Here is a 14,240-nt window from a genome sequence, read left to right as displayed (position 1 = left end):
AGCGTATCAGCTGCATAATGACAATATATACTCCTACCAGGAGCATTCCGATGGTGCCTGGTCATATTGGTGGGAATTCAGGCTTGCCGCCGCTATTTCCACCATGACCATCATCGGTTTTGGAAATTTGTCAGGAGCCCTGGTAACAATGCTTCTTGTTTTCTTTACTCAAGAAAACCCCTCCTCGTCATATACCTATAATGGTATATCGGAAGAGGGGTGTTGTCAATTTGTATAAATTTGTTTAACAATGCTTGTCGTAAGCGTTTGTCAGGTTATCGACGATTTCTTCTACTTCAAAGTCTTCGATATCTTCCCGTGGAATAAAGTGAACGACTTTTCCATCTTTCATTAGTGCCATGGAAGGGGAAGATGGCTCCAGCCCTTCGAAGTGTTCACGCATACGGGCTGTTGCTTCACGGTCCTGACCAGCGAAAACCGTGGCAAGGTGTTCTGGTGTTTTTTCAAAGGCTAACGACTCTCGTGCTGCCGGACGGGCAAGCCCCGCTGCACATCCGCAGACGGAATTGACAACGACCAGTGCTGTCCCTTTTGTGTCAGCTACAAATTCATCTACTTCCTCAGGAGTAGTAAGTTCCTTGAAACCTGCGTTAGTCAGTTCATCACGCATCGGCTGCGCCATTTGTTTCATATATTCTTCATAAGCATTCATGTTAAATCCTCCTTAAATGATAATTGCTGTAATGACGTAAAAAGCGTAATAACATTATCTTCTCTTAACTTCCCATTATATAAAATTAATTGTTTTTTCGAGCTTCTGTCATTTGATGCCAGACGGAACCTTTGGCTTCTTCGCCGCCTTTGATTCGCTGCAGTGCCATTTTCACTTGCATGCGTACTTCGAATTCAGGGTCGTTGATAGCTTTTTCCAATGCTGGAATTGCCGTTTCGTCTCCGATTTCATATAAAAACATGGCCGCCCGCCAACGGACAAGCTTATTCTGGTCCGATAGGGAAGCAATCATTTCAGGCATCGCTTCTTTGAAGCCCAAATCGGATAGGCAGTCACCAGCAGTTCGCCGGACTGTGACGGACTTGTCCTTCAACGCCTGGTACAGGTAAGGCAGGACTTCCGGTTCTTCAATCATCCCAAGGTAGGCAGTCGCCAGGCGGCGGATCGATCCTTTTTCATCCTGCAACGCTTTTGCTAACACCGGCAGACTTTCATAAGTGGGGTTCATCCGGTCGAGTGCTGCATAACGCACTTTCCAGTCAGGGGCATCAAGGCTTTCGAGAATATCCTCCTGCCTGTCACGGTTTAGAGCGTCGACCTTTTCTTCGGCTCCTTCTTCAAAAGCCCGTTCAACCAGGGCATCCAAACGTGTCTGATCATAACTGGCAGCCAGTTCCTCTGCGACTTCCTGCCCGATCTCTTCCATATCTCCGTAACGAGGGTTTTGTTCGACCCATTTTCGCTCCATAACCATATTTGGGGAAGCGGGAGAAGCTTTCATCGCTGCACTTTTGAATCGTTCCGGGAGCCCGATACGCTTTTCTTCATTACCGTCATCAAGTTTGACTTGCATCGGTATACCCCGGAACATCTGCACGAAGACTTTTACTTCGCCGAATGCTTCTTCTGGCTGATCCGCCTGCTGCTGGGTATTTGCTACACCATCATTTTCTTCTTTTGTGCCAAGTACTTCCCTTACCCTGGGCAGCACATCTTCCCAGGAAGCACGTGGGTTCCGATCCAGCGCAATAAAATCCATCACATGGTACAGGCTTTTAACGCCTTCAATAGCGAGTAGGCTTTTTATATGATCTGGTGCTTCCTGCAGATCATCACCTTGCTTGAAATTGTAGGTATCGCCTGCCGGGAGCTCTTCATCCAAATTTATTTTCATTGAATTGGGACTCGGCGTCGGTTCAATCGACACAATTTTCATAGCTATGTCCCCCTTTTTACATTAATCTACTGTTGATTTTAACAGAGATTGGCGCTGCTATCCATTACCGGAGCCTTTCACCATTGGTTTAAAACAGAAGTCGTAGTATGATAATGAAAAAATGTAAAGAAAGGATTTTCGCTATGGCTATCGCCCGGACATTGACGATTGCTGGATCAGCCGCACAAGGGAGTGCTGGGCTCCAGGCAGATCTGAAAACTTTCCAGGAACGGGGAGTGTATGGCATGAGTGCCATCACTGCAATCGTTGCTAATAATTCCAGGACAGAACTGGGAATATTCACTCAACCGCTTGAGGCGGTTGAGGCACAGATTTACGCGGCATTCGAGCATGTAGGAATAGATGCTTTAAAAACTGGTATGTTGTTTACTAAAGAGATTATAGAGCATGTCACTGCTATATTAAAGGAAGTAAGGGCAGACACTATTGTGGTCGATCCAGTTATGATTGGGAAAATGGGGTCGCAATTACTGAAGGATGATGCTATCCAGACGATGAAAGGTGTCCTTTTTCCAGTTGCCGACCTTATTACGCCTAACACAATGGAAGCCGCTAAAATTTTGGGATGGGATAGTATTGAAACCCTGAAAGATATGTACCGTGCTGCAAAAGATCTGCATCAACTGGGACCAGCATATGTACTTGTAAAGGGCGGTTCTCTAGCTGATTACCCGGCAGTGGATATTTTATTTGATGGAGAAAGCTATACGGAATACCGATCTGAACGAGTAAATACCATCCATACAAGCGGAGCAGGATGCACGTATGCTGCAGCAATAACGGCTGAGCTGGCTAAAGGGAAATCTATAGAGGATGCAGTCGGCCTGGCGAAAGAATTTGTAACCGAAGCGATCCGTCATGCCCTTTCTTTTGAGCGGGGAATCGGATCTACCAATCATGCTGCCTATCGGAATAAAAATAAATAGATGTGATTTAGCGCGCAGAACCCTGTCACTGCGCGCTTTTTTCATGGCATTAAAAAAGTTTTTGAAAAAAATCACGTTTAACTGTTGAATTAATATACTTAATAATGCATAATAATTCATATCTTAAAAGAACGAGGACAACAAACAGCAAAGGGGAGCTGACACTCATGGAAAAACAAAAAGTAGTATTAGCATATTCAGGTGGATTAGATACTTCGGTAGCGGTGAAATGGTTACAGGATAAATATAATTATGAGGTTATCGCTGTCGGATTGGATATAGGAGAAGGGAAAGACCTTGATTTTGTAAAAGAAAAAGCGTTGAATGTCGGCGCGCTGAAATCTTATACGGTCGACGCGAAGGCGTTATTTGCAGAAGATTACCTGCTTCCAGCATTGAAAGCGAATGTTATGTATGAAGGGCAATACCCGCTGGTATCTGCGTTGTCGCGTCCATTGATCGCAAAAGTGCTTGTTGAAATCGCAGAAAAAGAGGGAGCGGTAGCAGTCGCTCATGGCTGTACCGGAAAAGGGAACGACCAGGTAAGATTCGATGTAGCCATCACGGCGTTGAATCCTGAATTGGAAATCGTTGCACCAGTAAGAGAATGGGCAATGTCGAGAGATGAAGAAATTGCCTATGCCAAAGAACATGGCATCCCGGTACCTGTCGATGTCGACAATCCGTACAGCATCGATCAGAATATGTGGGGAAGAAGTAACGAATGCGGCGTACTAGAAGACCCTTGGGCACAGCCGCCGGAAGAAGCTTATGATCTGACGACTGCACCTGAAAACGCACCAGATGAAGCGGAAGAATTGGAGATCACCTTTGTAAAAGGCATGCCTGTCGCTATCAATGGCGAGCAGCAGCCATTGGAAGATTTGATCCTGAACTTGAATCAGATTGCAGGTAAGCATGGTGTCGGGCGTATCGACCACGTGGAGAACCGTCTGGTCGGCATCAAATCAAGAGAAATCTATGAAACTCCTGCCGCAACAACGTTGATTACTTCTCACCAGGCGTTGGAATCTCTGACACTTCCTCGTGAAGTGGCGCAGTTCAAGCCGATCGTGGAACAAAAATTCGCTCAAATGGTATATGAAGGTTTATGGTATTCACCACTGATGGACGGATTGAAAGCATTCATCGAAGAGACCCAGACCCACGTCTCCGGTGTTGTGAAGGTGAAGTTGTACAAAGGCCAGGCGCAGGTGATCGGACGTAAATCCGACTTCTCTCTTTATGACTTCAATCTGGCCACTTACAATCCGGATGACGCTTTCGACCATGAAGCAGCACTTGGATTCATCAAACTATGGGGATTGCCGACAAAAGTCCATGCATCCGTAACTCAGGGTGAAAAAATTACAGGCAGCTCTTTAGATAAAGTCAAATTAGATTTGAAAGAGGCGGTTAAGTCGTGACTAAATTATGGGGAGGCCGTTTCACGAAGGCGACCAATCAACTTGTAGAAGAATATACAGCTTCCATCAATTTTGACCGGAAGCTTGCCCGATACGATATCATCGGCAGCATGGCTCATGTAGATATGCTCGCTTCCTGTGGGATTCTTACCCATCAGGAAGCGGCAATCATCATTGAAGGCCTGAACAAAGTGGATTATAAAATCGAGTGTGGCAAGGTGGAGCTCGATGTCGGCCATGAAGATATCCATATGAATGTCGAGCAGCTGTTGAGCAAGGAAATCGGTCCACTAAGCGGGAAGCTCCATACCGGAAGAAGTCGTAATGATCAGGTAGCTCTTGATATGCGGCTTTACCTGCGTGAGGTGGTCGTCGATATGGTCGAGCAGCTTGTCCAATTGCAGCAGGCACTGCTTACCCAGGCGAAAACAAATGTGGATACGATCCTGCCGGGGTACACCCACCTCCAGCGGGCACAGCCCGTATCGTTCGCTCACCATATGATGGCGTATGTCTTCATGTTCCAGCGTGATGTGGAGCGTTTGGAAGACAGTTTCAAGCGTATCAACCAGATGCCCCTTGGTGCTGGGGCACTTGCAGGCACGACCTTCCCGATTGACCGTCAGCAGGTAGCCGATAAGCTGCAGTTCGACGGTCTATGCGAAAACAGTCTGGATGCCGTCAGTGACCGTGATTTTGTCATCGAGTTTTTATCGAACACATCAATGATTTCCATGCACCTGTCCCGGTTATCCGAGGAGCTTGTCCAATGGTCAAGCACGGAATTCAACTTTATTGAGCTGGATGATGCCTTTTGTACAGGGAGCAGTATGATGCCTCAAAAGAAAAACCCGGATGTGCCTGAGCTTGTACGTGGCAAAACCGGCCGGGTTTATGGTAATCTGATCGGCATGCTGACGACGCTGAAGTCGCTGCCGCTCGCATACAACAAAGATATGCAGGAAGACAAAGAAGGCATGTTCGACACAGCCGAAACCTTGAAAGGGGCTTTGGCATTGTTTGCCCCAATGATCGAAACGATGCACGTCAACAAAGAGGCGATGTATAAAGCGGTCGCCGAAGATTATTCCAACGCGACCGACCTTGCTGATTACCTGGTAGGGAAGAATGTTCCCTTTCGTGAAGCCCACGCTGTAGTCGGTCAGGTGGTGCTTCATTGCATCAATAAAGGCTGTTACCTTCTTGATCTATCATTGGAAGAGTTTCATCAATTCTCCGACGCTATTGAAGCAGACATCTATGAAGCTCTCACACCTGAGTCTGTCGTGGAAGCCAGGAATGTTGCCGGAGGCCCTGCGAAAAACCGGGTACAGGCACAGATTCTCAGTGCCGAACAGTCGATTACAGAAAGCTTAAGCTGGGTCCAGTCCTTGCAGTCTGCAGTAAAATTGGATGGTTGACTGTGAAGGTTGTCTAGTAATCGGATGATTTGTCTAGTTAACTTCAGGAAGTGTCTAGTAAAATCACGTTTTGTCTAATAAATCTTGAATAATGTTTAGTATTTTTCCGAAAATGTCCAGTAACCTCATAATTGTGTCTAGAATATAAAATAATTGTCTAGTAAAACCGCCCTGTCCGGCAGCATACGGCAGGGCGGTTTTTCTTATGCTTTATTCCATTACATAAAGAAAGGCTGCCCTGAGAGGAGCAGCCTTTAATTAATCATTATTTTTCTTCTTCCAGAAATACTTTTTCAAGGTCATCGACCATTTCGTTGGCAGCGATGTATCCACCTGCAGTGTTCCAGATTGCATCACTCACTTCATGGACATCCCCTTGTTTAACAACGTCAAGGTTCTGGAATAACGGATCGTTCATCCATTCTTCTTTCACTTTATTTGCAGCGCCATCCCCAGTTTCATATGTGAAATGGAAAAGGACATCTCCATCCATGGCTGGAATGCGTTCTTTGGTTGCTTTTTCCATAAAGTCATTTGCCTGTTGGGATTCAGGACGTTTGAAGCCGATTTGTTCCAGGATGACTCCTGAGAAGGAATCTTTATGATAAATACGGACATGGTCAGGCATGAAACGAACCACAGATACTTTCTGGTTCAACTTATCGCCAGCTTTTTTTGCGAAATCTTCCAGTCTTTGGTCATATTCATCAATCAGTTGTTGTCCTTTGTCTTCCATATTCATTGCTTTGGAATAGGTCATAAAGTTCGTTTGCCATTCTCCACGTAATGTTTCTGAGAAAACGGTCGGTGCAATTTTACTCAGTTTATCGTAAATGTCTTCCTGGCGCATTTTATTGCCTATGATCAGGTCGGGCTTCAATTCCAGGATTTTTTCAATGTTGACGTTTGACTCATCACCGACAACTTCGACGCCTTCCATTTTATCACTGATGTGATCATACCATGGATCGCCTGTCCATGATTTTACTGCCCCGACCGGCTTGACGCCAAGGGCCAGCAAAGCTTCGGTACCTTCGTTTGTAAGTATTACGACACGCTCCGGTTTCTCTTTGATCGTAGTTTCACCCATTGCATGTTCTATGGTATATGGCTCGAAATCTTCTGAACTGCTAGTGCCTTCATTACTTTTCTTTTGTTCATCTGCATTTTCTTCACTGGAAGACCCTCCGCAAGCTGCTAATACAAGAGATAAAACCAACATTAACATAAATGCAGGTAAGTATTTCCTAAACATACCTTCCACTCCCTAATTGATTATGATTATCATTCACAATTAGTAGCTTACCTAATCTTTAACCTTTAGTCAACGGAATTTTGAAATATTTTGTGACATAAATGAAAATGATTCTCAAAATCATTGACAGTTGACAATAGGTCAAATAGACTTGAAAGAGTAGGAATATACTAGTTTCTGTATAATGAGAGGATTAAAAATTATGGTGTTGAGGTCAGCCGGTGCGAAGTGGTCAGGTATTCTTGCCGGACTTCTGCTGCTTATCTTATTTATCTGCGGCAGTATCGTTTTAGGTTATACAGATGTAACACTTAATGAAGCATACCAAGCTTTTTTTCATTTTGAACAAACTAATAAACATATCATTATAAAAGACGTCCGGTTGCCCAGGGCACTGATTGCAACTGTTGTGGGAGCATCATTAGCGGTTGCAGGAGTATTAATGCAGGCACTTACAAGAAATCCGCTTGCATCACCTGGGATTTTCGGGATCAATGCCGGAGCTTCCTTGTTCGTAGTTCTGGCAGTTTCCTATTTTCAGGCTATCTCCCTGCAAGGAATGGCATGGGTATCTTTTGCAGGAGCGGCAGTGGCTGCTGTCACGGTGTACGCAATTGGCTCTGTTGGCCAGCAGGGCTTAACACCAGTAAGACTCACACTGGCCGGTGCTGCCATTGCGGCTTTGTTTTCTTCTTTTACCCAGGGGCTGCTTGTCTTGAATGAAAAGGCTCTGGATGAAGTATTGTTCTGGCTGGCCGGCTCTGTACAAGGGAGGAGTCTGGAATACCTTTCTTCTGTATTTCCATATCTTGCAACTGCATGGATAGGGGCACTGCTCATTTCCCGCCATATCAATATTTTGATCATGGGGGAAGATGTAGCTCAGGGGCTGGGCCAGAGAACCGGCTGGATAAAAGCGGTATCAGGTATTCTGGTTGTACTGTTAGCCGGTGGAGCAGTAGCGATTGCAGGACCTATCGGCTTCATCGGAATCGTGGTTCCTCATTTTGCAAGATCGATCGTCGGGCAGGATCATCGCTGGGTAATCCCTTATGCCGGCATATTAGGAGCTATCTTATTATTAGCTGCCGATATTACTGCAAGGTATGTCATTATGCCGGAGGAGGTTCCGGTTGGTGTCATGACAGCATTCATCGGGACACCATTCTTTATCTACATTGCCCGTAAAGGATTGAAAAGCACATGAGCAGATATCGCGTATTTCGTACAAAAAATGATTGGATCTCGTTTCTTTTCGATCCCAGGTCGATGATCGTATCCGCACTGCTTCTTCTCGCTTTAATCACGTTGTTTTTATTTTCAGCTGCTCTTGGTGAAATCTTTGTTCATCCTCTGGATGTAATCAAAGTTTTGATAGGGCAGGGAAATGAAATAAATCAGATGGTAGTCAACTCATTCCGTATGCCGAGAATTTTAACCGCGCTTTTTGTAGGTATTGCGTTATCGGTCAGTGGGGCAATTTTACAAGGAATGATCAGAAATCCACTCGCATCACCGGATATTATAGGAATCACAGGCGGTGCAGGGGTAGCTGTAGTTGCATTCCTGGCCATGTTCAGTAATGAAGACAATGCATTGACAGTAAGTCTTCAGTGGCTGCCTTTAGCTTCTTTCATTGGAGCAATCATAGTTGGGTTTATGGTGTACATTCTTGCTTATAAAAATGGTATTGCGCCCATGACGCTGGTTTTGATAGGGATAGGTATTTCCTTATTGACCCAGGCATTGATAACAACATTTATGATTCTGGGGCCTATCTTCCGTGCTTCCCAGGCAAATATATGGCTGACGGGAAGTGTATATGGTTCCAATTGGGCAGAAGTTAAAATATTGGTTCCCGTAGTTCTTGTTTTGTTTATCGTTTCTTTAATTATTTCAAGAAGAATCAATGCTCAGGAGTTAGGGGAAGAAGCTGCTGCAGGCATTGGGGCTCACCTTCAAAGGGATCGGCTGATTTTTTTGGCAGTGTGCACGGCATTGACTGGTGCTGCCGTTGCTTTTGCTGGCGGAATCGGTTTCGTCGGATTGATGGCTCCTCATATTGCCAGGCGTTTGGTTGGATCGTCTTACGGTGCCTTGATACCAGTATCAGCATTAGTCGGGGCCATCGTCGTACTAGGTGCTGATCTGGTGGGACGCACAGTATTTTCCCCGCTTGAAGTCCCGGCTGGAGTATTTACAGCAGCGATTGGAGCGCCTTACTTCATCTTTTTACTTTATAAAAGCAAGCAGTCATAAAAGGAGAGATTATTATGAAAACGCTGATTGCCAATGATTTGTCACTAGGATACGGAGAAGATCTTATTATCGATTCCCTCGATATTTCGATACCTAAAGGGGAAGTAACGGTATTGATCGGAGGAAACGGTTGTGGAAAGTCTACATTGCTTCGTTCATTAGCCAGACTTCTAAAGCCGCTGTCCGGTCATATTGTACTTGATAATAAAGATATTTCAAAGATGCGCACCAAAGAAGTGGCAAAGAAGATGGCCATCTTGCCGCAAAGCCCCGTTACTCCGGAAGGGCTGACTGTGCTGCAATTGGTGAAGCAGGGACGCTACCCCTATCAAAGCTGGGCGCGCCAATGGTCGAAGCAGGATGAGGAAGCTGTACAGAATGCTTTAGAGGCAACGAACATGCTTGAACTGAAAGAACGTTCAGTTGATTCTTTATCTGGCGGGCAACGACAGCGGGCATGGATTGCCATGACACTTGCCCAGAACACAGACACGTTGTTACTGGATGAACCTACAACGTATTTGGATATGACCCATCAGATTGAAATTCTGGATCTTTTATTTGATTTAAATCAGATTCACGGTCGTACGATTGTAATGGTGTTACATGATATCAACCTTGCGAGCAGGTATGCAGATCATATCGTGGCTTTGAAAGATAAAAAAGTCTATGCGCAAGGAAAGCCGGAGGATATTATAACCTGTAAAATGGTGCAGGATGTTTTTGACATGACTTGTGATGTCAGGGAGGATCCCTTGTTTGGTACACCCATGTGTATCCCGCACGGAAAAGGACGCTGTCTGATTAAAGCAGCAGCTCAAAATCAAACCAGCCAAATTTCCTCATAAACAGTAAATGCCTCGGGAGAACGACCTGTTCTCCCGGGGCATTATTTAAATGTCTAGGTTATTATATATGGGATGGAGATAATCCTTAGTAGCGGGCTGCATCCAGCTCCAGTGCCTACCCCCTCGAGGTCTTAAGTCAATCCTCTCTGTGACAAAAAACGTCACGGCGAGGCTTGTCTTAAGCTTGTCGGGGGTGAGCGAGGCACTTGCGCTTTTGTTCTTTTAACTGCTCATCCAATGGCCGCCGTTAATATGGATACATTGACCAGTCATGTAAGAAGAGTCATCCGAAGCTAATAGTACATAGCTGCCGACATGTTCGACCGGCTGACCAGGACGATCCATCGGAGTGTTGGTGCCGAATACCTCTACTTTTTCCTCTTCAAAGCTGGACGGGATGAGAGGAGTCCAGATTGGACCAGGTGCTACCATATTGACACGTATACCTTTATCAACCAATACCTGGGCCATCGAGCGTGTGAAACCGACGACAGCACCTTTTGTAGCTGTGTAGTCGATCAACTCTTTGTTCCCGCGATAGGCATTGATTGAAGTCGTATTGATGATGGCATCTCCTTCCTTCAAGTGAGGGACAGCTGCTCTTGTGAAATGCCAGTAAGAATAAAAATTGGTTTTGAATGTACGCTCCATTTGTTCTGTCGAAATCTCTTCCAGGCTTGCCTGTGGATGCTGTTCTGCTACGTTATTGACCAGAATGTTCAGTTTTCCGAACTCATCGATAGTCTGTTTGATGGCGTCTTTGGCGAACTCTTCTTCGCCGGCATCACCAGCAATCAAGAGACACTTGACACCTTCCTGTTCTACACGTTCTTTCAGGCTTTTTGCATCCTCATGTTCATCCAGGTAGACAATAGCAAGATGGGCGCCTTCTTTTGCGTATCCAATGGCTACAGCACGACCTATGCCGCTGTCACCGCCTGTAATCAATGCAACTTTATCTTTCAGCTTTCCGCTGCCTTTATAGTCATCATCTTCTACAATCGGTTTTGGAGCCATTTCTTCCCGATATCCCGGCTGTTTATCCTGTACCTGTTTCGGTTGTCCTTCTGTTTGACGATCTGTCGGTTTCATACATACTGCCTCCTTTGTTTTTCTCAGGTAGTGAACTTTACCACTTAAAGGAATATAGTAAACAAAGCGGGAAATGTTCGACAGTTGCGAAACTTTATACTAAGAAGGCAAGGGATGTGAACGCTCCAGCTGAACAGCCAGCAGTACCCCAATTAAAGATCGTTAAGGGAATTAAAAAACGTTGGTCTGATTAGAGACCAACGTTGTTGTAAGGTTTTCATTCATTTATTTTTGTACCTGAACTCGATCGTATTTATCAATTTGTTTTTGTTTGTCCACGTCCCAGCGGTTTTCCGGGTGCTCGCGGCATTCCGTAGTGCAGGCAGCATGCTGCTCGATTTCGCATTCTTCACAGCAGACATACTGGCGATTGCATATCGGGTTGCTGCAGTTGATCATGCGGTCTTCTTTTTTGCCACAGTGCTCACATTCAGCGATGACGGTATCTTCTTCTGTATGGTTGACAGGAACAGAGATCCGCTCATCAAACACATACATTTTACCGTCGAAATAACGGCCCTTTGTTTCCGGGTCCTTACTGTAAGTCGTGATACCGCCATCCAGCTGATAGACGTCTTCCACACCGTTTTTCATGAGAATGCCTGTCAGCTTTTCACAGCGGATACCGCCAGTGCAGTAAGTTAGCACTTTTTTATCTTTCCATTGATCGGCATTTTCAGCAATCCACTCTGGAAACTCACGGGAAGTCTCGACCTCCGGCTGAATGGCATTGCGGAAGTGACCAATGCGGTATTCATATTCATTACGGCCGTCAATCACGATCGTATCTTCGTCTTGAAGCATTTCATAGAATTCTTTCGGCTTCAAGCGCTTACCGGTGAATGTTTTCGGATCGATGTCATCGTTTTCGATGCTCCAATTGACAACCTCTGGTTTTGCACGTACGTGCATTTTTTTGAAGGTATGACCTTCTGCTTCATCTATTTTAAAAACCATTTCTTTAAATCGTTCATCTGCATGCATATGCTTCATATATTCATCCGTCTGTTCAACAGTTCCGGATACAGTGCCGTTAATCCCTTCAGGGGCGACGATGATTCTTCCTTTTACTCCTAAGTCTTTACAGTATGCCAAGTGTTCTTCCGCATACTCCTCAAATTCTGGTAAGTCGACATATTTATAGTATAACAACACACGGTAGTCTTTATTGCTCATTTCTTATTCCTCCTGTTTCACATTGCAAGTGTGATAACATTTTTTTGCCACGTTATATCATATCTGCTTTTTGAAAAAATTTCAACATGAGATGGCTTTCAATAGACCCTTTATTTGGAAGTTATGGTCTCTCTTTTGGTTTCCCTCAGATATAAATGCAGGCGAGGAGGAATATCTCGTTCCATAATCACTTTAAGGTAGCATGGTAAGGTCCTGACAATGGAAGTTTTGAGTATAGCAAGCACTCCACAATACCAATCTAAACTAGAAGAGAACATACAAAAAACTGAATTTTTTGTCAAAAACGGAATACAGAGGTAATGCTTTGTTATAATGCTCGTAAGGAAAAATATTCTGTTGAAGAGGGTGTGTGAATGAAAAAACCAGGATTTCAACTAGGATTACAGACACTCAGTTTATTTGCAGGGTTTATGGTTTGGGTAATTATATCTTCCTTAATGCCCTTTATAAAGGAAGACATCGAATTAAATGCCAATCAAGTAGCATTGGCCACGGCCATTCCGGTTATTCTGGGTTCATTGCTTCGTATTCCTTTAGGTTATTGGGCGAATAAATTCGGAGCAAGGCTGCTATTCACAATCAGCTTCGTTATTCTGCTGTTTCCTGTTTTTTATTTAAGCACCGCTGATTCTTTCCTTGACCTTGTTCTCGGAGGTTTACTGTTAGGGTTAGGGGGAGCGATATTTTCCATTGGTGTTACTTCGCTCCCGAAATATTATGATAAAAAGCGTCACGGTTTTGTGAATGGTGTCTATGCGGTAGGGAACGTCGGGACGGCGGCCACCTCATTTGCCGCACCTTTTCTGGCCGTACAAATCGGCTGGCAAAGTACTATTCGTCTATACTTAGGCTTGTTGTTATTATTCATTATAGTGAATTTCCTGATGGGCGATCGTCATGAGAAAAAAGTTCAAGCGCCGATCGTGCCTCAAATCAAATCTGTGATTGATAATGAGAAGATGTGGTTTCTGAGCTTATTTTATTTTATCACCTTCGGATCTTTTGTAGCTTTTACCATCTACCTCCCGAACTTTTTAGTTTCGAACTTCGGCTTGACCAGCGGAGATGCAGGGCTGCGCACGGCAGGGTTCATCGCTTTGGCTACCTTTTTACGACCGGTAGGGGGATGGCTCGGTGATAAATTCAACTCATTCATTTTATTGATGGTGGTATTTGCAGGGTTGACACTGGCTGGCGTGGTGCTTTCTTTTTCCCCGACAATCGAGCTTTACACAGTCGGTGTCTTAAGTGTAGCGGTTTGCGCTGGCATCGGAAACGGCCTTGTATTCAAATTGGTGCCATTTTATTTCTCCAAACAGGCTGGGGTTGTCAATGGAGTAGTTTCTGCTATCGGCGGTCTTGGCGGCTTCTTTCCGCCTCTCGTCCTGAGTACGGTATTTGGTTTGACAGGACATTATGCGATTGGCTTCATGGCTCTATCACAATTCGCGCTCGCAAGTCTGATCATCGTCATCTGGATGTATTTTACCGACAAATTGCAGATGAGTCATGCAGCTATGAAAAATACGGTAGAGGGAATCATGATTACAGATCAGGACGGGGTCATCCAATACGTAAATCCGGCGTTTACGGAAACTACCGGTTTTGAAGAAAAACAGGCAATCGGTAACACACCGAATATTCTCAAATCAGGGAAGCATGAGGAAGAGTTTTACCGTGATATGTGGCAGAAAGTTGAGCAAGAAGGCTACTGGAAAGGTGAAATATGGAATAAACGAAAGAACGGCGAGTTATTTTTGGAATGGCTGACGATAAGTCCTATCCGTAATAAAAACGAACCTGTAACCGGCTATGTCGCTATGTTTTCGGAAATAACACCGGAAAATTAAAGTAGAACCAACTAACGGGATGTCCCCATAGGGA

General features: G+C 44.8%; 12 protein-coding genes. 7 read left to right on the top strand and 5 right to left on the bottom strand.

The features are described 5' to 3' along the window. Positions 1 to 244 precede the first annotated feature (244 nt). Together P855_RS0114755 and P855_RS0114750 are read right to left on the bottom strand one after the other, a co-directional pair. Positions 245 to 673 carry a BrxA/BrxB family bacilliredoxin gene (locus tag P855_RS0114755; protein ID WP_028784293.1) on the bottom strand — a complete coding sequence of 143 codons (429 nt, stop codon included), beginning with the start codon at positions 671 to 673 and terminating at the stop codon, positions 245 to 247. An 85-nt stretch (positions 674 to 758) separates the two neighbouring features. Further along, entirely contained in the window at positions 759 to 1,910 is a 1,152-nt protein-coding gene (locus P855_RS0114750) for a conserved virulence factor C family protein (RefSeq protein WP_028784292.1), read from the bottom strand. A 107-nt stretch (positions 1,911 to 2,017) separates the two neighbouring features. Here P855_RS0114750 and thiD point away from each other — a divergent pair, with 107 nt between their 5' ends. The 3 genes from thiD (at position 2,018) to argH (ending at position 5,705) form a co-directional block, all read left to right on the top strand. After that, positions 2,018 to 2,857: a bifunctional hydroxymethylpyrimidine kinase/phosphomethylpyrimidine kinase gene (gene thiD / locus P855_RS0114745; protein WP_235062654.1), complete on the top strand. Its 840-nt coding sequence runs from the start codon at positions 2,018 to 2,020 to the stop codon at positions 2,855 to 2,857. A gap of 167 nt (positions 2,858 to 3,024) precedes the next feature. Next, positions 3,025 to 4,284 carry an argininosuccinate synthase gene (locus tag P855_RS0114740; protein WP_028784290.1) on the top strand — a complete coding sequence of 420 codons (1,260 nt, stop codon included), beginning with the start codon at positions 3,025 to 3,027 and terminating at the stop codon, positions 4,282 to 4,284. Continuing rightward, the gene (argH, locus tag P855_RS0114735; RefSeq protein WP_028784289.1) at positions 4,281 to 5,705 is read left to right on the top strand and encodes an argininosuccinate lyase; all 1,425 of its coding nucleotides are present in this window, start codon (positions 4,281 to 4,283) and stop codon (positions 5,703 to 5,705) included. Before P855_RS0114740 ends, argH begins: the two co-directional genes overlap by 4 nt. A 265-nt stretch (positions 5,706 to 5,970) precedes the next feature. Here the strand turns inward: argH and P855_RS0114730 are convergent, their stop codons facing one another. After that, positions 5,971 to 6,960 (bottom strand): ABC transporter substrate-binding protein, encoded by a 990-nt coding sequence (locus tag P855_RS0114730; RefSeq protein WP_028784288.1) that lies wholly within the window; start codon positions 6,958 to 6,960, stop codon positions 5,971 to 5,973. Between the two features lie 202 nt (positions 6,961 to 7,162). On the opposite strand from P855_RS0114730, the gene P855_RS0114725 reads away from it, so the two are divergent. The 3 genes from P855_RS0114725 to P855_RS0114715 are packed head-to-tail and all read left to right on the top strand — an operon-like array spanning position 7,163 to position 10,067. Then, positions 7,163 to 8,167, top strand: a complete 1,005-nt coding sequence (locus P855_RS0114725; protein WP_028784287.1) for a FecCD family ABC transporter permease — start codon at positions 7,163 to 7,165, stop codon at positions 8,165 to 8,167. Beyond that, positions 8,164 to 9,219 carry a FecCD family ABC transporter permease gene (locus P855_RS0114720; RefSeq protein WP_028784286.1) on the top strand — a complete coding sequence of 352 codons (1,056 nt, stop codon included), beginning with the start codon at positions 8,164 to 8,166 and terminating at the stop codon, positions 9,217 to 9,219. The genes P855_RS0114725 and P855_RS0114720 overlap by 4 nt, the downstream gene beginning before the upstream one ends. 14 nt (positions 9,220 to 9,233) lie before the next feature. Then, positions 9,234 to 10,067: an ABC transporter ATP-binding protein gene (locus tag P855_RS0114715; RefSeq protein WP_028784285.1), complete on the top strand. Its 834-nt coding sequence runs from the start codon at positions 9,234 to 9,236 to the stop codon at positions 10,065 to 10,067. Positions 10,068 to 10,289: 222 nt separating this feature from the next. Here the strand turns inward: P855_RS0114715 and P855_RS0114710 are convergent, their stop codons facing one another. Beyond that, a complete protein-coding gene (locus P855_RS0114710) occupies positions 10,290 to 11,159 on the bottom strand; it encodes an SDR family oxidoreductase (RefSeq protein ID WP_028784284.1) in 870 nt (289 codons plus the stop codon). Between the two features lie 225 nt (positions 11,160 to 11,384). After that, a complete protein-coding gene (locus P855_RS0114705; RefSeq protein ID WP_028784283.1) occupies positions 11,385 to 12,335 on the bottom strand; it encodes a rhodanese-related sulfurtransferase in 951 nt (316 codons plus the stop codon). A 374-nt stretch (positions 12,336 to 12,709) separates the two neighbouring features. Here P855_RS0114705 and P855_RS0114700 point away from each other — a divergent pair, with 374 nt between their 5' ends. After that, a complete protein-coding gene (locus tag P855_RS0114700) occupies positions 12,710 to 14,206 on the top strand; it encodes a NarK/NasA family nitrate transporter (protein WP_028784282.1) in 1,497 nt (498 codons plus the stop codon). Positions 14,207 to 14,240 lie beyond the last annotated feature (34 nt).

It is taken from the genome of Thalassobacillus devorans MSP14 (assembly GCF_000496835.1).
Taxonomy (GTDB): domain Bacteria; phylum Bacillota; class Bacilli; order Bacillales; family Halobacillaceae; genus Thalassobacillus; species Thalassobacillus devorans_B.
Note: the sequence above shows the minus strand (reverse complement) of the source record. Positions and strands in the feature narration are given on the sequence as shown.